Origin of the sequence: Mesorhizobium sp. M2E.F.Ca.ET.219.01.1.1, assembly GCF_004016445.2 — a bacterium.
Classification (GTDB): domain Bacteria; phylum Pseudomonadota; class Alphaproteobacteria; order Rhizobiales; family Rhizobiaceae; genus Mesorhizobium.
Genome location: NZ_SADT02000004.1, coordinates 452,952 through 469,921 on the forward strand (window position 1 = coordinate 452,952; position 16,970 = coordinate 469,921).

16 protein-coding genes are annotated in these 16,970 nt (G+C 64.0%); 13 read left to right on the plus strand and 3 right to left on the minus strand.

All coding sequences use genetic code 11. The features are described 5' to 3' along the window. The first annotated feature begins 52 nt into the window (after positions 1-52). The 5 genes from EN862_RS22285 (at position 53) to EN862_RS22305 (ending at position 4,144) form a co-directional block, all read left to right on the plus strand. Positions 53-691 (plus strand): SGNH/GDSL hydrolase family protein, encoded by a 639-nt coding sequence (locus EN862_RS22285; RefSeq protein ID WP_127868005.1) that lies wholly within the window; start codon positions 53-55, stop codon positions 689-691. A gap of 28 nt (positions 692-719) precedes the next feature. Then, the gene (gene lpdA, locus EN862_RS22290) at positions 720-2,168 is read left to right on the plus strand and encodes a dihydrolipoyl dehydrogenase (RefSeq protein WP_127868006.1); all 1,449 of its coding nucleotides are present in this window, start codon (positions 720-722) and stop codon (positions 2,166-2,168) included. 174 nt (positions 2,169-2,342) lie between these two features. Then, on the plus strand, positions 2,343-2,600 hold the full coding sequence (locus EN862_RS22295) for a GlsB/YeaQ/YmgE family stress response membrane protein (RefSeq protein ID WP_040982931.1): 258 nt from the start codon (positions 2,343-2,345) through the stop codon (positions 2,598-2,600). Positions 2,601-2,716: 116 nt separating this feature from the next. Next, a complete protein-coding gene (gene lipA / locus EN862_RS22300; RefSeq protein WP_127868007.1) occupies positions 2,717-3,682 on the plus strand; it encodes a lipoyl synthase in 966 nt (321 codons plus the stop codon). A gap of 6 nt (positions 3,683-3,688) precedes the next feature. Further along, positions 3,689-4,144 (plus strand): type II toxin-antitoxin system RatA family toxin, encoded by a 456-nt coding sequence (locus tag EN862_RS22305; RefSeq protein WP_127868008.1) that lies wholly within the window; start codon positions 3,689-3,691, stop codon positions 4,142-4,144. On the opposite strand, the gene EN862_RS22310 is transcribed toward EN862_RS22305, so the two are convergent. Next, complete coding sequence (locus tag EN862_RS22310) at positions 4,141-4,629, minus strand: CinA family protein (RefSeq protein WP_127868009.1); 489 nt, start codon at positions 4,627-4,629, stop codon at positions 4,141-4,143. The genes EN862_RS22305 and EN862_RS22310 overlap by 4 nt on opposite strands. Beyond that, entirely contained in the window at positions 4,626-5,855 is a 1,230-nt protein-coding gene (locus EN862_RS22315) for a bifunctional 2-C-methyl-D-erythritol 4-phosphate cytidylyltransferase/2-C-methyl-D-erythritol 2,4-cyclodiphosphate synthase (protein ID WP_127868010.1), read from the minus strand. The genes EN862_RS22310 and EN862_RS22315 overlap by 4 nt, the downstream gene beginning before the upstream one ends. 140 nt (positions 5,856-5,995) lie before the next feature. Between EN862_RS22315 and dusB the strand changes: the two genes are divergently transcribed. From dusB to hflX, 8 genes are all read left to right on the plus strand, one after another. Then, positions 5,996-7,024 carry a tRNA dihydrouridine synthase DusB gene (gene dusB / locus EN862_RS22320; RefSeq protein WP_127868011.1) on the plus strand — a complete coding sequence of 343 codons (1,029 nt, stop codon included), beginning with the start codon at positions 5,996-5,998 and terminating at the stop codon, positions 7,022-7,024. Further along, complete coding sequence (locus tag EN862_RS22325) at positions 7,021-8,163, plus strand: nitrogen regulation protein NR(II) (RefSeq protein WP_127868012.1); 1,143 nt, start codon at positions 7,021-7,023, stop codon at positions 8,161-8,163. Before dusB ends, EN862_RS22325 begins: the two co-directional genes overlap by 4 nt. Next, positions 8,160-9,620, plus strand: coding sequence for a nitrogen regulation protein NR(I) (gene ntrC / locus EN862_RS22330; RefSeq protein ID WP_127868013.1), 1,461 nt, complete (start codon positions 8,160-8,162; stop codon positions 9,618-9,620). Before EN862_RS22325 ends, ntrC begins: the two co-directional genes overlap by 4 nt. A gap of 127 nt (positions 9,621-9,747) precedes the next feature. After that, positions 9,748-12,039, plus strand: a complete 2,292-nt coding sequence (locus EN862_RS22335) for a PAS domain-containing sensor histidine kinase (RefSeq protein ID WP_127868014.1) — start codon at positions 9,748-9,750, stop codon at positions 12,037-12,039. Continuing rightward, entirely contained in the window at positions 12,029-13,390 is a 1,362-nt protein-coding gene (locus EN862_RS22340) for a sigma-54 dependent transcriptional regulator (protein WP_042642304.1), read from the plus strand. Before EN862_RS22335 ends, EN862_RS22340 begins: the two co-directional genes overlap by 11 nt. Before the next feature lie 84 nt (positions 13,391-13,474). Beyond that, the gene (locus tag EN862_RS22345) at positions 13,475-14,338 is read left to right on the plus strand and encodes a D-amino-acid transaminase (protein WP_127868015.1); all 864 of its coding nucleotides are present in this window, start codon (positions 13,475-13,477) and stop codon (positions 14,336-14,338) included. Positions 14,339-14,479: 141 nt separating this feature from the next. Further along, positions 14,480-14,725, plus strand: a complete 246-nt coding sequence (gene hfq / locus EN862_RS22350; protein WP_006202172.1) for an RNA chaperone Hfq — start codon at positions 14,480-14,482, stop codon at positions 14,723-14,725. Next, positions 14,726-16,114 (plus strand): GTPase HflX, encoded by a 1,389-nt coding sequence (hflX, locus tag EN862_RS22355; RefSeq protein WP_127868016.1) that lies wholly within the window; start codon positions 14,726-14,728, stop codon positions 16,112-16,114. It begins immediately after the preceding gene. Positions 16,115-16,122: 8 nt separating this feature from the next. On the opposite strand, the gene mazG is transcribed toward hflX, so the two are convergent. After that, positions 16,123-16,947, minus strand: coding sequence for a nucleoside triphosphate pyrophosphohydrolase (gene mazG, locus EN862_RS22360; RefSeq protein WP_127868017.1), 825 nt, complete (start codon positions 16,945-16,947; stop codon positions 16,123-16,125). Positions 16,948-16,970: the final 23 nt, after the last annotated feature.

The following is a 16,970-nucleotide window of genomic DNA, read 5'->3' on the forward strand; positions in this document are numbered from 1 at the left end:
ATCGCGCGCTGGCGGCCTGGTCGACCGGTGACGGCAGGGGTGTGGCAAAAGCATGAAGACGATTCTCTGCTACGGCGACTCTCTCACCTGGGGCTACGACGCCGCCAGCCTCGGCCGCCATGCGCTGGAAGACCGCTGGCCGAGCGTGCTCGGGGCTGAGCTTGGCGGCGACGTCGCGGTCATCGCCGAAGGATTGAACGGGCGCACCACGGCCTTCGACGATCATCTGGCCGGCGCCGACCGCAACGGCGCCCGCATCCTGCCGACGATCCTGACAAGCCACGCGCCGCTTGATCTCGTCATCATCATGCTCGGCGCCAACGACATGAAGCCGTGGATCCACGGCAATCCGGTCGCTGCCAAGCAGGGCATGCAGCGTCTGATCGATATCGTGCGTGGCCACGACTATCCGTTCGACTGGGACGCGCCGCAGATCCTCATCGTCGCGCCACCTGTCGTGACGCGGACCGACAATGCCGAGTTCAAGGAAATGTTCGCCGGCGGCGACGACGCTTCGAAGCGGCTGGCACCGCAATATTCGCTGCTTGCTGACGAGGCCGGCTGCGGCTTCTTCGACGCCGGCACGGTGGCCGTCACCACGCCGCTCGACGGCGTCCATCTCGATGCCGAGAACACACGGCGCATCGGCCAGGCCCTGGCGCCGCTGGTACGCGTCATGCTCTCACTCTAACCTTCAGAAAGATCAGGGAGAAAAACCCGTGGCTGAATCCTACGACGTCATCATCATCGGCTCAGGCCCCGGCGGCTATGTCACGGCGGTGCGCTCCGCCCAGCTCGGCTTCAAGACGGCGATCGTCGAGCGCGAGCATCTTGGCGGCATCTGCCTGAACTGGGGCTGCATACCGACCAAGGCGCTGCTGCGCTCGGCCGAGATCATGCATTATTCGGATCACCTCAAGGACTACGGCCTGAAGCTCGAAGGCGGCAAGGTCAGTCCCGACACGGCGGCCGTCGTCGACCGTTCGCGAAAAGTGTCGCTGCGGCTCAACAACGGCGTCGGCTTCCTGATGAAGAAGAACAAGGTCGACGTCATCTGGGGCGAAGCGAAGCTGTCGAAGCCCGGTGAGGTCGTCATTTCGAAGACCGCGAAGAAGCCGATGGAGCCGCAGCCGCCGGTGCCGAAAGGCGTCAAGGGCGAGGGCACCTACACCGCCAAGCACATTATTCTCGCGACCGGCGCCCGGCCGCGCGCGCTGCCCGGCATCGAGCCGGACGGCAAGCTGATCTGGACCTATTTCGAGGCTATGGTGCCGAAGGAAATGCCGAAATCGCTGCTGGTGATGGGTTCCGGCGCCATCGGCATCGAGTTCGCTTCCTTCTACCGCACCATGGGCGCGGACGTGACGGTGGTCGAGCTGCTGCCGGCGGTGATGCCGGTAGAGGACGCCGAGGTCTCGAAATTCGCGCAGAAACAGTTCGAGAAGCAGGGAATGAAGATCATCCTCGAGGCCAAGGTGACCAAGGTCGAAAAGGGCGCCAATTCGGTCACCGCGCATGTCGAGATGAAGGACGGCAAGGTCGAGAAGATCACCGCCGACCGCATGATCTCGGCCGTCGGCGTGCAGGGCAATATCGAGAATCTTGGCCTCGAAGCGCTCGGCGTGAAGACGGACCGCGGCTGCATTGTCGTCGACGGCTACGGCAAGACCAATGTGCCGGGCGTCTACGCCATCGGCGACGTTGCCGGCCCGCCGATGCTGGCCCACAAGGCCGAGCATGAGGGCGTCGTCTGCATCGAAAAAATCGCCAATTTCCCGGGCGTGCATGCCATCGACAAATTGAAGATCCCCGGCTGCACCTATTGCAGCCCGCAGGTCGCATCCGTCGGCCTTACCGAAGCCAGGGCCAAGGCGGAGGGCAAGGACATTCGCGTCGGGCGCTTCCCCTTCAGCGCCAACGGCAAGGCCATCGCGCTCGGCGAGGACCAGGGCTTCGTCAAGACCATCTTCGACAAGAAGACCGGGCAGCTGCTCGGCGCGCATATGGTGGGCGCCGAGGTGACCGAGCTCATCCAGGGTTTTGTCGTGGCGATGAACCTGGAGACCACCGAGGAAGAGCTGATGCACACGATCTTCCCGCACCCGACGCTTTCGGAGATGATGAAAGAGAGCGTGCTCGACGCCTATGGCCGCGCTTTGAACGCATGACAGGTCATCAACCGATGAAAGGTCACCAATCGGTGATAGGCCGCCAATCGGTGATAGATGGCCAATCCGTGCTAAATTGGTCGGGTGAGACTCACACGCGGCAGCCGGAGAAAGCTGACGGCAAGGCAGTTCGTATCCGGATGCATTTTCACCTGATCGAGGAGGAATTGGCACATGCATATGAATGGCGTCGGCTGGATCACGGCCATCATCGTCGGCGGTCTGGCGGGCTGGTTCGCCGAAATGGTCATGAAGAGCAACACCGGCATCTTCATGAACATCATCATGGGCATCGTCGGCGCCGTGGTGCTGAACGCGATCCTGCAGGCTCTCAACATTCAGTCGTTCGGCGTCGGCTGGGTGGCCTATCTGATCACCGGCTTCATCGGCGCCTGCCTGCTGATCTTCGTGGGGCGGCTTGTTCGCCGCTGAACGGAAGCCGCTATGCGAAAACGGCCGTGGCGGCATGCGCCGGCGCGGCCTTTTTCTTTGCGTTGAAAAGTCCTAGATGACGAAGATTGGCGGCTGAAAGCCGCGAAGGGTTTGAGATGGTCACAGTCGTAGACACGATCGCCAACCGGCCGCGCCCGCGGCATCCCGAGAAGGCGCATCGGCCCGACCAGGAGGTGCTGCGCAAGCCCAACTGGATCCGCGTCAAGGCGCCGGTTTCCAAGGGCTATGCCGAAACGCGCGAGATCGTGAAGTCGCACAAGCTTGTGACGGTGTGCGAGGAGGCCGGCTGCCCGAACATCGGCGAGTGCTGGGACAAGAAGCACGCCACGTTCATGATCATGGGCGAGATCTGCACGCGCGCCTGTGCCTTCTGCAATGTCGCGACCGGCATCCCGACCGCGCTCGATCCGGACGAGCCCGCACGCGTGGCGCATGCCGTCAAGCAGATGGGGCTGAGCCACGTCGTCATCACGTCGGTCGACCGTGACGACCTTGCAGATGGCGGCGCGCAGCATTTCGCCGACGTCATCCGCGCCATCCGCGCGGCGACGCCCTCGACGACAATCGAGATCCTGACGCCCGACTTCCTGCGCAAGGACGGCGCGCTGGAAATTGTCGTCGCGGCCAAGCCCGACGTCTTCAACCACAATCTCGAAACCGTGCCGTCGAACTACCTGACGGTCCGGCCCGGCGCTCGCTATTTCCATTCGATCCGGCTCTTGCAGCGCGTGAAGGAACTCGATCCGTCGATCTTCACCAAATCCGGCATCATGGTCGGCCTCGGCGAGGAGCGGAACGAAGTGCTGCAATTGATGGACGATCTGCGTTCGGCCAATGTCGACTTCATGACCATCGGCCAGTACTTGCAGCCGTCGAAGAAGCACCATCCGGTGATCCGCTTCATCCCGCCGGACGAGTTCAAGTCCTACGAGACCATCGGCAAGACCAAGGGTTTCCTGCTCATGGCATCGAGCCCGCTGACGCGCTCCTCGCACCACGCCGGCGAGGATTTCGCCAGGCTGCGCGCGGCGCGCGAGGCGCAGCTCGCGAAGGCCAGCTGACCTTCAATGCCGAAATTCGAGGCGACACGCCGCGTCGCGCATACACCGCAAGAGATGTTCGCGCTGGTGGCCGACATCGAGGCCTACCCGCAATTCCTGCCGCTCTGTGAATCGCTCACCGTGCGCTCGCGCAAGGAGCGCGACGGCCGCACCATCCTGGTCGCCGACATGAGCATCGGCTACAAGGCGATCCGCGAGACATTCACGACGCAGGTGCTGCTGAAGCCCGACGAGAATGCCATCGACGTCAAATACATCGACGGCCCGTTCAAATATCTCAGCAACATCTGGCGCTTCGATCCCGCCGAAGGCGGCTGCGAGGTGCATTTCTTCATCGACTACGAATTCAAGAGCCGCATTCTCGGCGCGCTGATGGGCACGATGTTCGACCGCGCCTTCCGCATGTTCTCGGAAGCCTTCGAGAAGCGCGCCGACGTCATCTATGCGGCAAAGTCGACCTAACGCTCTCCAAGCGCCCGTAGCCCAAGTTGCAGCGCGTGCCGCACCGTCTCATGCCGGATGAATTCGCGGCCCTTTTGACCGAACAATTGCTGTTCGGCGACGACTGGCTGCCCGGCCAATGCAATCCCGAACCAGACAAGGCCGACCGGCTTGTCCGCCGAGCCGCCGCTCGGACCGGCGATGCCGGTGACGGCGAGCGACAGGCTTGCTTGCGAATGCGCAAGCGCGCCCGCGGCCATCTCCAGCACCGTTTCGCGCGAGACCGCGCCATGCGCGTCGAGCGTGGCCGCGGAGACGCCGAGCATCTCCATCTTGGCTTCGTTGGAATAGGTGATGAAGCCGCGATCGACCACGGCGGAAGAGCCGGCAATGTCGGTCAGCGCGGCAATGATCAGGCCGCCGGTGCAGCTTTCGGCGGTCGCCAGCATGATGCCGCGCTGCTGGCAGGCCTGGAGCAGGGCGTTTGCAAGCTCAGCGTTGCTCATGCCGGCACTTCTCCCGGATAGACGACGCTGGCGGTGGCGATCGCGGCAATGCCTTCGCCGCGCCCGACAAAGCCGAGCTTCTCATTGGTCGTCGCCTTGATCGAAATACGCTCGGGCGCGATGCCGAGCATGGCCGAAAGCGCCTCGGTCATCGCCGCGCGATGTGGCCCGACGCGCGGCGCCTCGCAGATCAGCGTGATGTCGGCATTGGCGATGCGGCCGCCGCGCTCGCGCACCAGCTTGGCCGCGTGCTCGACGAAGATTTTTGAGGCCGCACCCTCCCATTGCGGGTCCGACGGCGGGAAATGCGTGCCGATGTCGCCGGCGCCGCAGGTGGCAAGCAGCGCGTCGGTCAGCGCGTGAAGCCCGACATCGGCGTCCGAATGCCCGGAGAGTTTTCGCTCATAGGGAATGGCGACGCCACACAAGGTGACGTGGTCGCCAGGCTCGAACGCATGCACGTCGTAGCCATTGCCGGTGCGAATATCCGGGAAGCGCTGCTGCGCGCTGGAGAGCCGCTGGTCGGCCAATGCGATGTCCCTTGCCCAGGTGAGTTTGACGTTGTCCGGCGATCCCGGAACGATCTTGACCGGTATCTGTGCCCATTCGGCAATCGCCGCGTCGTCGGTGAATTCCGCCTTGCCCAGATGATACGCCTTCTCATGCGCGGCAAGCAGCGGCCAGTACGGAAAACCCTGCGGCGTCTGCGCGGCATGAAGGCCTGACCTCGACACCGTCTCGTCGATCATGCCGGTCGCTGATTCCCGCTTCAGCGTGTCGGCGACGGGCAGCGCCGGCAGCGCACCCTGGCGTTCGCCGATGGCTTCGATGGTGCGGTCGATCAGCCCGGCGTCGACGAACGGGCGTACGGCATCATGCACAAGCACTTTCGCGGGTGCCTGATCCCGCAACGCCAGGAGGCCGAGCCGGACGGAGGCCTGGCGCGATGAACCGCCGATAACGGTAATGAGGCGCTCGGCGTGCGCTCCCGCCGAGCGCTGCAGAAGCTCGGCATCGTCGGCGTGGATGGCGACAACAACCGGGCCGATCAACGGATGGGAGAGAAAGATATCCAGAGTATGGGCGATAACGGCACGGCCGCCGATGCGCTGATATTGCTTCGGACCTTCGGCCTGACCGGCGCGCGCGCCTCGGCCGGCGGCAACGATTACCACCCCGATCCCGCCGCCTGGGGACGCCGCTTGCTTTTCGCTTGCCTCACTCATTCCGATCGGTCCTAGTCGGGGTGATGGCCGAAGGCCAGCATTTTCCAAAATGCGCCTTAATGTGACGTCATTGCGCGTTGCACAACGCCGCACTTCTGGCTAGAGAATGTGCAACGATCGAACATGCTTGGTTTTTGTGCATGGCTGGACTGACCATATTGGCATCGCCACTCGATATCGGCGGCGTGAAAATCCGCAATCGCGTTTTCCTCGCGCCGATGTCGGGCATCACCGACGAGCCGTTCCGGCACCGCGCCCACGCGCATGGCGCGGGGCCGGTCGTGTCGGAAATGGTGGCGAGCGGCGAACTGGCCAAGGGCAGGGCCGGCTGCGACCTGCGCATCCGCCATTCCGGCCTGCCGGTGCATATGGTGCAGCTTGCCGGCCGCGAGGCTGTGCACATGGCCGAAGGCGCGCGAATCGCGGCGGGCGAGGGCGCCGATATCATCGACATCAACATGGGCTGCCCGGCAAAGAAGGTGACCGGCGGCTATGCCGGTTCGGCGCTGATGCGCGACCTCGACCACGCGCTGTCGCTGATCGACGCGGTGGTCGGCGCCGTGTCGGTGCCGGTGACGGTCAAGATGCGGCTCGGCTGGGACGAAAGCGCGCTCAATGCGCCGATGCTGGCGCGTCGCGCGGAGCAGGCCGGCGTCAGGATGGTGACCGTTCATGGCCGCACGCGCTGCCAGTTCTATCAAGGCAAGGCCGACTGGCGCGCCATCGCGCGCGTCAAGCAAGCCGTCTCGATCCCGGTGGTGGCCAATGGCGATGTCGGCTCGCCTGAGGAAGCAGCGGCGATCCTCGAACTTTCCGGCGCCGACGCGGTGATGGTCGGCCGCGCGCATTATGGCGCGCCATGGGTCGCGGGCAGCATTGCGACGGCCGCGGCCGGTGCAAACACACTGGGTATTCCATTCACGCCTCAAGAGTTAACCGATTACGTCGCCTCGCATTACGAGGACATGCTTTCGCTCTACGGCATCGAAAGCGGGCTGCGCCAGGCGCGCAAGCATCTCGGCTGGTATCTCGACCGCCACGGTCCCGATGTTTCTGCCGAACTACGCAAACGCATTCTCACATCCTTCGAGCCGGGCGAAGTCGTTGCCGAATTGCGCCGCGCGTTTATCGACGGCGCGCAGTCGACCGGCCTGCGGAGCGCGGCATGAAGGCGGATGTCCCACAGCCGACTGGCATGGCGGACGCCGCCAACATCGTGCTCAACACCATCCGCCGCCCGGTGATCATGGTCGATCCCGACGGCTTCATCACTTTCGCCAACGCGGATGCCGAGGACTTCTTCCGCTCCAGCGCGACCATGCTCGCCCGCAACACGCTCTCCAAGCTGGTGCCGTTCGGCAGCCCGCTGCTGACGCTCGTCGACCAGGTGCGCGAGCGCCGCGCGCCGGTTAACGAATACCGCGTCGACGTGTCGTCGCCGCGCCTCGGCATCGAGAAGATGGTCGATCTCTATGTCGCGCCGGTGCCCGAGTTTCCGGGTTCCGTCGTCGTCATGTTCCAGGAACGGTCGATGGCCGACAAGATCGACCGCCAGATGACGCATCGGGGTGCTGCGCGCTCCGTCACCGGCCTGGCCGCCATGCTGGCGCATGAGATCAAGAACCCGCTCTCGGGCATCAGGGGCGCGGCGCAGTTGCTCGAACTGTCGGCCTCGGACGAGGATCGGGCGCTCACCCGCCTGATCACCGACGAAACCGACCGCATCGTCTCGCTGGTCGACCGCATGGAGGTGTTTTCCGACGAGCGGCCGATCGAGCGTTTTCCAGTCAACATCCATGTCGTGCTCGATCATGTGAAGGCGATTGCCAAGAACGGTTTTGCTAGACGGATCAAGATCTTGGAGGAATATGATCCATCATTGCCTCCGGTCTTCGCCAACCGTGACCAACTGATCCAGGTCTTCCTCAACCTGGTCAAGAATGCCGCCGAGGCGATCGGATCGGATCCGCAGGGTGAGATCGTGCTGTCGACGGCCTTTCGTCCCGGCATCCGCGTTTCCGTACCTGGAACGCAGGACCGTGTCTCGCTGCCGCTGGAATTCTGCGTGCATGACAATGGCCCCGGCGTATCGGAAGACATCCTGCCGATCCTGTTCGATCCGTTCATCACCACCAAGCCGAATGGTTCCGGCCTCGGGCTGGCGCTGGTCGCCAAGATCGTCGGCGAGCATGGCGGCATCATCGAATGCGATTCGACTGCCCGCGGCACCACTTTCCGCGTCCTGATGCCGGCCTGGAAGGAGACTTCGCCCGGCTTAGGCGATGAAGCTGAAGGAGACCGCAAATGAGCGTTCGCGGCAATATTCTGGTCGCCGACGACGATGCGGCCATCCGCACCGTGCTCAACCAGGCGCTGTCGCGCGTCGGCCACGAGGTGCGTGTCACCTCGAACGCCTCGACCCTGTGGCGCTGGGTCGCGGCGGGGGAAGGCGATCTCGTCATTACCGATGTGGTGATGCCGGACGAAAACGCATTCGACATGCTGCCGCGCATCAAGAAGGCGCGGCCCGAGCTGCCGGTCATCGTCATGAGCGCCCAGAACACGTTCATGACCGCCATCCGCGCGTCCGAGACCGGCGCCTACGAATATCTGCCGAAGCCGTTCGACCTCACCGAACTGCTCAACATCGTCAACCGGGCGCTGTCCGAGCCGAAGCGGCCGAAGCTCGACGCCCGCGCCGAAGACCAGCCGGAAACGATGCCGCTGGTCGGCCGCTCCGCCGCCATGCAGGACATTTACCGCATGCTGGCGCGCATGATGCAGACCGATCTCACGGTCATGATCAGCGGCGAGTCCGGCACCGGCAAGGAGTTGGTGGCACGCGCGCTGCACGAATATGGCCGACGCCGCGGCGGCCCATTCGTGGCCATCAACATGGCGGCGATCCCGCGCGATCTCATCGAATCGGAACTGTTCGGCCACGAGAAGGGCGCCTTTACCGGCGCGCAGAACCGTTCGAGCGGCCGCTTCGAACAGGCGGAGGGCGGCACGCTGTTCCTCGACGAGATCGGCGACATGCCCATGGAAGCGCAGACCCGGCTGCTGCGCGTCCTGCAGCAGGGTGAATACACGACGGTCGGCGGCCGCACACCGATCAAGACCGACGTGCGCATCGTCGCGGCCACCAACAAGGACCTGCGCACGCTGATCAATCAGGGCCTGTTTCGCGAAGACCTGTTCTACCGCCTCAATGTCGTGCCGCTCAGGCTGCCGGCGCTGCGCGAGCGTTCGGAGGACATTCCCGACCTGGTGCGGCACTTCTTCAAGCTGGGCGCCAGCGAGGGCCTGCAGACCAAGCGCATTTCGTCCGGCGGCATCGAGCTCATGAAGCGCTATCCCTGGCCGGGCAATGTGCGCGAGCTGGAAAACCTGGTGCGCCGGCTGGCCGCCCTCTACTCGCAGGACGAGATTTCGTCGGAGATCATCGAGTCCGAGCTCAAGACCGGCGAGAGGCCGGTCGTGCCGGACGGCGGCGCGCTCATTCCCGATGATCTGTCGATCGGCCAGGCGGTCGAGCATTTCCTGCAGCGCTATTTCGCCTCCTTCGCCGGCGAATTGCCCCCGTCGGGGCTTTACCAGCGTATTCTCGCCGAGGTCGAATATCCGCTGGTGCTGGCCTCGATGACGGCGACGCGCGGCAACCAGATCAAGGCTGCGGAGCTTTTGGGGCTCAACCGCAACACGCTGCGCAAGAAGATCCGCGAGCTTGGCGTCAATGTCTACAAGTCGTCCAGGCAGCCATAGCGCCGCCTCGTGCTTGCGATAATTGGCGAATTGACGGGGGAAAGATTTCCTCCTCGGCCACACTTGTTGCATAATCGCCACAATGCGTTGCATACATCCGACGCAATGACCGACTCTGTACCGCGACATGGCAGCTGAGGCTCCGACCCTGAACCAACCGCTTTTCAGTCAGGCCGGCACGCGTGACGGCCGCCGACTGCTGGCGCTGCCCGGCGTGGTCGCCATCGTCGGCGCCGTGATCACGGCGGCGATCTCGTTTGCCATCCTGGTCGGTGCGACGCCGATCGCGCCGACCGCCGACACGACCTGGGCCCTCGTCGCGGCCAACGCCGTCTTTGTTCTGTTCCTGATCGCGCTGATCGCCCGCGAGGTGCGCCGCATCGTCCTGGCGCGGCGCCACGGCAGGGCCGCCTCGCGGCTGCATGTGCGCATCGTCGCGATGTTCGCGCTCGTTGCCGCAATCCCGGCCATCATGGTGGCGATCATCGCCTCGATCACGCTCGACATCGGCCTCGACCGCTGGTTCGAGATCCGCACCAAGACGATCGTCAACTCATCGCTCTCGATCGCCGACGCCTATGTGCAGGAGAACGCGCGCAATCTGCAGGGCACGACATTGTCGATGGCATACGATCTCGATGCCTCGCGCACGCTCTACGGCCTCGACCGTAGTGGTTTCCTCGATCTGTTGAACAAGGAAGCCGTTGGCCGCGGACTGGCGCACGCCGCCCTGATCAAGCCTGACGGCTCGTTCGTCATGAAAGCCAAGACCGACGCCGACTTCGCCATGCCTGAGCCGCCGGCGGGCGCCGTCGACACCGCGGCCGCCGGCAAGCCGGTGCTGATCGAGCCGCGCACCCGCAACATCATGGGCGCCATCATCAAGCTGCGCGAGATCGAAGGGCTCTACCTCTACACGATCCGGCTGGTCGATCCTGACGTCATCAAGGCGCGCCAGATCGTCAGCTCCAACACCAACGAATACCGCAACCTCGAGGATAACCGCCGCACCTCGCAGGTCGCCTTTGCATTGCCTTACCTGTCGCTCACGCTGATCATTATCCTGTCGGCGATCTGGACCGGCATCGCCGTTGCCGACCGGATCGTGCGGCCGATCCGTCAGCTGATCGGCGCCGCCGACGAGGTGGCCACCGGCAATCTCGACGTCGCCGTGCCCGTGCGCCAGTCCGACGGCGATGTCGCCTCGCTCGGCGATACCTTCAACAACATGATCCTCGAGCTCAAATCGCAGCGCAACGAGCTCCTTTCGGCCAAGGATCTGATCGACGAGCGCCGGCGTTTCTCCGAGGCGGTGCTCGCCGGCGTCACCGCCGGCGTCATCGGCGTCGATCCCTACGGCATCATCACCATCGTCAATCGCTCGGCCGAAACCATGCTGGCCATTTCGGCAAGTGCGACGCTCGGCCAGAACCTTTCGGCGGTCCTGCCCCTTGTCGGCCGCGTCTTCGAGATCGGACGCCAGTCGGGCAAGCCGGTCTATCGCGAGCAGGTGACCTTCTTCCGCACCGGTCTGGAGCGCACGTTCAACGTCCAGGTCACCGTCGAGTCTGGCGACGACGGCGAGGAGGAGAAATCCTACGTGGTCACGGTCGACGACATCACCGATCTCGTCCAGGCGCAGCGTTCTTCGGCCTGGGCGGATGTGGCGCGGCGCATCGCGCATGAGATCAAGAACCCGTTGACGCCGATCCAGCTCTCGGCCGAGCGCATCAGGCGCCGCTACGGCAAGGTCATCACCGAGGATCGCGAGGTCTTCGACCAGTGCACCGATACCATCATCCGCCAGGTCGAGGACATCGGTCGCATGGTCGACGAATTCTCGGCCTTCGCCCGCATGCCGAAGCCGGAAATGAAGGCGATCGACCTGCGTGAGTCGCTGCGCGAGGCCTCTTTCCTGGTCGAGGTCAGCCGCCCCGACATCGCTTTCCAGCGCGATTTCGGCAGCGAGCCGTTGAAGGGCACCTTCGACAGCCGCCTGATGGCGCAGGCCTTCGGCAACGTCATCAAGAACGCCGCCGAGGCGATCGACGGACTTGATCCGGAGGATCGCTCGGACGGCACAATCCGGATTCAAGCGGGGCGCCAAGATGGTGCCATACGAATCGACGTTATCGACAACGGCAAGGGGCTGCCGCGCGAGAATCGCCAAAGGCTTCTCGAGCCCTATATGACGACGCGCGAGAAGGGCACCGGACTTGGCCTCGCTATCGTCAAGAAGATCGTGGAAGACCATGGCGGCCGTCTCGAATTGCACGACGCGCCAGTGGATTTCCATGGTGGCCGGGGCGCGATGATCTCGATCATCCTGCCGCCGGCGACGGTCGTAGCCGCGCCGCCACGCGGTGAAGGTCGAAACGAACACGAACGAGAAACTGAAAAGGTCGGTAATGGCGTCTGACATTCTCATCGTCGATGACGAGGAAGACATCCGTGAACTTGTCGCCGGTATCCTGAGCGACGAGGGTCACGAAACCCGCACGGCACATGATGCCGACAGCGCGCTTGCGGCAATCGCCGATCGCGCGCCGCGGCTGATTTTCCTCGACATCTGGCTGCAGGGCTCGCGCCTCGACGGCCTGGCGCTGCTCGACGAGATCAAGACCATGCATCCGAACATGCCGGTGGTGATGATCTCCGGACACGGCAACATCGAAACGGCGGTCTCGGCCATCCGGCGCGGCGCCTATGACTTCATCGAGAAACCGTTCAAGGCCGATCGCCTGATCCTGATCGCCGAGCGAGCGCTCGAAACGTCCAAGTTGCGGCGCGAGGTTTCCGACCTCAAGCAGCGCAGCGGCGAGACCTTCGACCTGATCGGCATGTCGTCGGCCATGAGCCAGCTGCGCCAGACCATCGAGCGCGTCGCGCCCACCAACAGCCGCGTCATGATCGTCGGCCCGTCCGGCTCCGGCAAGGAACTGACGGCGCGCGCCATCCACGCGCTGTCGTCGCGCAAGGCTGGCCCGTTCGTGACGCTGAGCGCCGCCACCATCACGCCCGAGCGCATGGAGATCGAGCTGTTCGGCACCGAATCGAACGGCACCGAGCGCAAGGTCGGCGCGCTGGAGGAGGCGCATCGCGGCATCCTCTACATCGACGAAGTTGCCGACATGCCGCGCGAGACGCAAAACAAGATCCTGCGCGTGCTGGTCGAACAGCAGTTCGAGCGGGTAGGCGGCACCAAGCGCGTCAAGGTCGATGTCCGCATCATCTCGTCCACCTCGCAAAACCTCGAGGCTATGATCGCCGACGGCCGCTTCCGCGAGGACCTCTACCACCGCCTGGCCGTGGTTCCGGTCATGGTGCCGGGGCTCGCCGAGCGGCGCGAGGACATTCCCTATCTCGTCGACAATTTCATGAAGCAGATCGCGCGCCAGGCCGGCATCAAGCCGCGCCGCATAGGCGACGATGCGCTGGCCGTGCTGCAGGCCCACAACTGGCCCGGCAATGTTCGCCAGCTGCGCAACAATGTCGAACGCCTGATGATCCTGGCGCGAGGGGAAAACCCCGACGCCCCGATCACCGCCGACCTTTTGCCCTCCGAGATCGGCGACGTGATGCCACGCACGCCCAATCAGTCGGACCAGCACATCATGGCGCTGCCGCTGCGCGAGGCACGCGAGCAGTTCGAGAAGGACTATCTGATCGCCCAGATCAACCGCTTCGGCGGCAACATCTCGAAGACGGCCGAATTCATCGGCATGGAGCGATCCGCGTTGCACCGCAAGCTGAAGTCGCTGGGTGTGTAGGACCGGCGTGGCTTAGCCGATTGTCTGGTACGGCAACGGCGGAATCGCCTAAGAAAGCCGGACGTTTTTTCCCTGAGGATGCCCATGCCGCGCATTGCCTATGTCAACGGGCGCTATGTCGTCCATGCCCAAGCCAGCGTCCACATCGAGGACCGCGGCTATCAGTTCGCCGACGGCGTCTATGAGGTCTGCGAGGTGGCGCGCGGCCATATCGTCGACGTGCCGCGCCACCTGGCCCGGCTTAAGCGCTCGCTGAAGGAACTGTCGATCGCCTGGCCGGTATCGGAAGGCGTGTTGCCGATGCTGCTGCGCGAGGTGGTCAATCGCAACGGCGTGGTGAACGGCCTTGTCTATGTGCAGGTGACACGCGGCGTCGCCAGCCGCGAGTTCGTTTTTCCGCCGGCGGGGACGAAATCTTCCCTGGTCATAACCGCCAGAAAGGCCGATCCGGCCGCGGCGGCGAAACGGGTGGAGACCGGCATCAAGGTCATCACCGTGCCTGAGAATCGCTGGGACCGCGTCGACATCAAGAGCACGGGCCTGTTGCCCAATGTGCTCGCCAAGCAGAAGGCCAAGGAAGCCGGCGCCCAGGAAGCCTGGTTCGTCGACGCCGATGGCAACGTCAAGGAAGGCGGCTCGTCGAACGCCTGGATCGTAACCCGGGACGGCGTCCTGGTGACCCGGCCGGCCGAGCACGGCATCCTGCGCGGCATCACCCGCACAACGCTTTTCGATGTCGCCGCCAAGCTCGGCCTCAAGATCGAGGAGCGCGGTTTTTCGATCACTGAGGCCAAGGCAGCCAGGGAAGCGTTCATCAGTTCGGCGACCACAATCGCCATGCCGGTGATCGAAATCGACGGCGCGCCGATCGCAAATGGCCATCCCGGCTCTATGACACTTTCGTTGCGGCAGGCCTTTTTTGACGTTGCGGAAAAAAGTCCAGCCTGATACCGCACAACTGGAATGAACCTCAACTATCTCGTTCTGCTTGCCTTTGTATCGGCAAGAGGGGGTTTGTGCGCTTGACAGGTGCCGCGTAATTTGGCGCACTGGCCGCAAACCGAAGGGGATCGGCGAAAGACAAGAAAAATGGCGGAACGATCGCAAAACCTTCAGGACCTGTTCCTGAATTCAGTTCGCAAGAGCAAAAATCCACTTACCATCTTCCTCATCAACGGCGTGAAGCTGACCGGCGTCGTCACTTCGTTCGACAATTTTTGTGTGTTGTTGCGGCGTGACGGGCACTCCCAGCTCGTCTACAAGCACGCCATTTCCACGATCATGCCGAGCCAGCCGGTTCAGATGTTCGATGGCGAGGAAAGCCAGGGCGCCTGATTGGCACGTGATAAGGACGCGGACCGCAGCGTTCGCGGAAAACAAGGACATCAACTCGGGCCGGAAGCCAAGGATCCGACCCGGGCTGTCGTCATTGTGCCGGTGCTTACCCGCCAGCCACGCGGCGACGAGGAAACCAGCCGTCCGCGTCTGACCCGCTCGGCGGATGCCCGCCATGACGAGGCGGTCGGGCTTGCCAGCGCCATCGACCTCGATCCGGTCTACACCGCGGTGGTGACGGTCGCCGACCCGCGGCCGGCAACGCTGCTCGGCAGCGGCAAGGTGGCCGAGTTCGCCGACATCGTGAAAGAACGCAAGGCGGAGCTGGTCATTGTCGACCATCCGCTGACGCCGGTTCAGCAGCGCAATCTCGAAAAGGAACTGAACGCCAAGGTGCTCGACCGCACCGGGCTCATTCTCGAAATCTTCGGCGAGCGGGCGCGCACCAAGGAAGGCACGCTGCAGGTCGAGCTTGCGCATCTCAACTACCAGAAGGGCCGGCTGGTGCGCAGTTGGACCCACCTCGAGCGGCAGCGCGGCGGCGCCGGCTTCCTCGGCGGCCCCGGCGAAACCCAGATCGAATCCGACCGCCGCATCCTGCAGGACAAGATCACCAAGCTGAAGCACGAGCTGGAAACGGTGCGGCGCACGCGCGACCTGCACCGCGCCAAGCGCAAGAAGGTGCCTTTTCCGGTGGTGGCGATCGTCGGCTACACCAATGCCGGCAAGTCAACGCTGTTCAACCGACTGACCGGGGCAGGGGTGCTGGCCGAGGACATGCTGTTCGCGACGCTCGACCCGACGCTGCGGCGCGTGCGGCTACCGCACGGCACGCCGATCATCCTGTCGGATACGGTCGGCTTCATCTCCGACCTGCCGACTCATCTGGTGGCCGCTTTTCGGGCGACACTGGAAGAGGTCGTCGAAGCCGATCTGGTGCTGCATCTGCGCGACATCTCCGATCCGGACACGGCGGCCCAGGCTGAGGATGTCGAACGCATCCTTGCCGATCTCGGCGTCGACGCCGCCGACACGAACCGCGTGATCGAGGTCTGGAACAAGATCGATCTGCTCGACGAGGGCAATCGCGAGCGGCTGCTTGCGGAGGGCGCGAGCGGCAAGTCGCCGCCGATCGCCATTTCGGCGGTGACCGGCGAGGGACTGGACACGCTGAAAGCGCTCATGGAGACACGGGTGTCGGGCGAGCTGGAAACGATGACGGTGACGTTGAGCCCGGCCCAGCTCGGCCAGGTCGACTGGCTCTACCGCAACGGCGATGTCGTTTCGCGCACCGACAATGAAGATGGCAGCGTCACTCTCTCGCTTACGGCCACGCACAGCGCCCGGCAGGAGATCGAGAGCCGCCTGCATCGCAAGAACGGCAGCTAACCGGCTGATTACTTGGCGCTTTTGGCCTGCTGCCAGAGCGCTTCCATCTCGTCGAGCGTGGCCTTCTCCAGGGAACCGCCCGAAGCCGCCAGGGCTTGCTCGACATAGTGGAAGCGCGAACGGAACTTTTCATTGGTGCCGCTGAGCGCCGCTTCCGAATCGAGCTTGAGGTGGCGGCCGAGATTGACGACGGCAAACAGCATGTCGCCGAACTCGTCCTTGATCGGAGCGGCGTCGCCGGTGGCAAGCGCTTCGCGTAATTCGCCGATTTCCTCCTCGATCTTGTCCAGGATGGGGGCTGCCTCGCTCCAGTCGAAGCCGACGCGCGCTGCTTTCTCCTGCAGCTTGAGCGCGCGTGTCAGGGCAGGGAGCGCCACCGGCACGCTGTCGAGAAAACCCTTGCCGTGATCTTCCGGATCGAGCCCGCGCGCGATGCGGGCGTCGCGCTTCTCGGCTTTTTCGGCGGCCTTGATCTTCTCCCACATGCCCTTGGCCATTCCGGCGCTGCGCGCCTTCTCGTCGCCGAAGACATGAGGGTGGCGGCGGATCATCTTGGTGGTGATGGCCTCGACGACATCGCCGAAAGCGAACTCGCCGATCTCCTCGGCCATCTGCGCGTGATAGACGACCTGTAGCAAGAGGTCGCCCAGTTCCTCGCGAAGATCGTCGAAGTCGCCGCGCGCGATCGCATCGGCCACCTCATAGGCCTCTTCGATCGTATAGGGCGCGATGGTCGAGAAATTCTGCTCGATATCCCAGGGGCAGCCCGTCTTCGGCGCCCTGAGCGCGGCCATGATCTCGATAAGCCGGGAAATGTCTTTGGATGGCTTCATACGGATAAGCCTACCTTGCGAGC

Excerpts from the sequence above, each read along its gene's own strand:
- EN862_RS22285 (WP_127868005.1), top strand. The coding sequence starts at position 53 with ATGAAGACGATTCTCTGCTACGGCGACTCTCTCACCTGGGGCTACGAC.
- EN862_RS22295 (WP_040982931.1), top strand. The coding sequence starts at position 2,343 with ATGCATATGAATGGCGTCGGCTGGATCACGGCCATCATCGTCGGCGGT.
- lipA (WP_127868007.1), top strand. The coding sequence starts at position 2,717 with ATGGTCACAGTCGTAGACACGATCGCCAACCGGCCGCGCCCGCGGCAT.
- EN862_RS22305 (WP_127868008.1), top strand. The coding sequence starts at position 3,689 with ATGCCGAAATTCGAGGCGACACGCCGCGTCGCGCATACACCGCAAGAG.
- EN862_RS22310 (WP_127868009.1), bottom strand. The coding sequence starts at position 4,629 with ATGAGCAACGCTGAGCTTGCAAACGCCCTGCTCCAGGCCTGCCAGCAG.
- EN862_RS22315 (WP_127868010.1), bottom strand. The coding sequence starts at position 5,855 with ATGAGTGAGGCAAGCGAAAAGCAAGCGGCGTCCCCAGGCGGCGGGATC.
- dusB (WP_127868011.1), top strand. The coding sequence starts at position 5,996 with ATGGCTGGACTGACCATATTGGCATCGCCACTCGATATCGGCGGCGTG.
- EN862_RS22325 (WP_127868012.1), top strand. The coding sequence starts at position 7,021 with ATGAAGGCGGATGTCCCACAGCCGACTGGCATGGCGGACGCCGCCAAC.
- ntrC (WP_127868013.1), top strand. The coding sequence starts at position 8,160 with ATGAGCGTTCGCGGCAATATTCTGGTCGCCGACGACGATGCGGCCATC.
- EN862_RS22335 (WP_127868014.1), top strand. The coding sequence starts at position 9,748 with ATGGCAGCTGAGGCTCCGACCCTGAACCAACCGCTTTTCAGTCAGGCC.
- EN862_RS22340 (WP_042642304.1), top strand. The coding sequence starts at position 12,029 with ATGGCGTCTGACATTCTCATCGTCGATGACGAGGAAGACATCCGTGAA.
- EN862_RS22345 (WP_127868015.1), top strand. The coding sequence starts at position 13,475 with ATGCCGCGCATTGCCTATGTCAACGGGCGCTATGTCGTCCATGCCCAA.
- hfq (WP_006202172.1), top strand. The coding sequence starts at position 14,480 with ATGGCGGAACGATCGCAAAACCTTCAGGACCTGTTCCTGAATTCAGTT.
- mazG (WP_127868017.1), bottom strand. The coding sequence starts at position 16,947 with ATGAAGCCATCCAAAGACATTTCCCGGCTTATCGAGATCATGGCCGCG.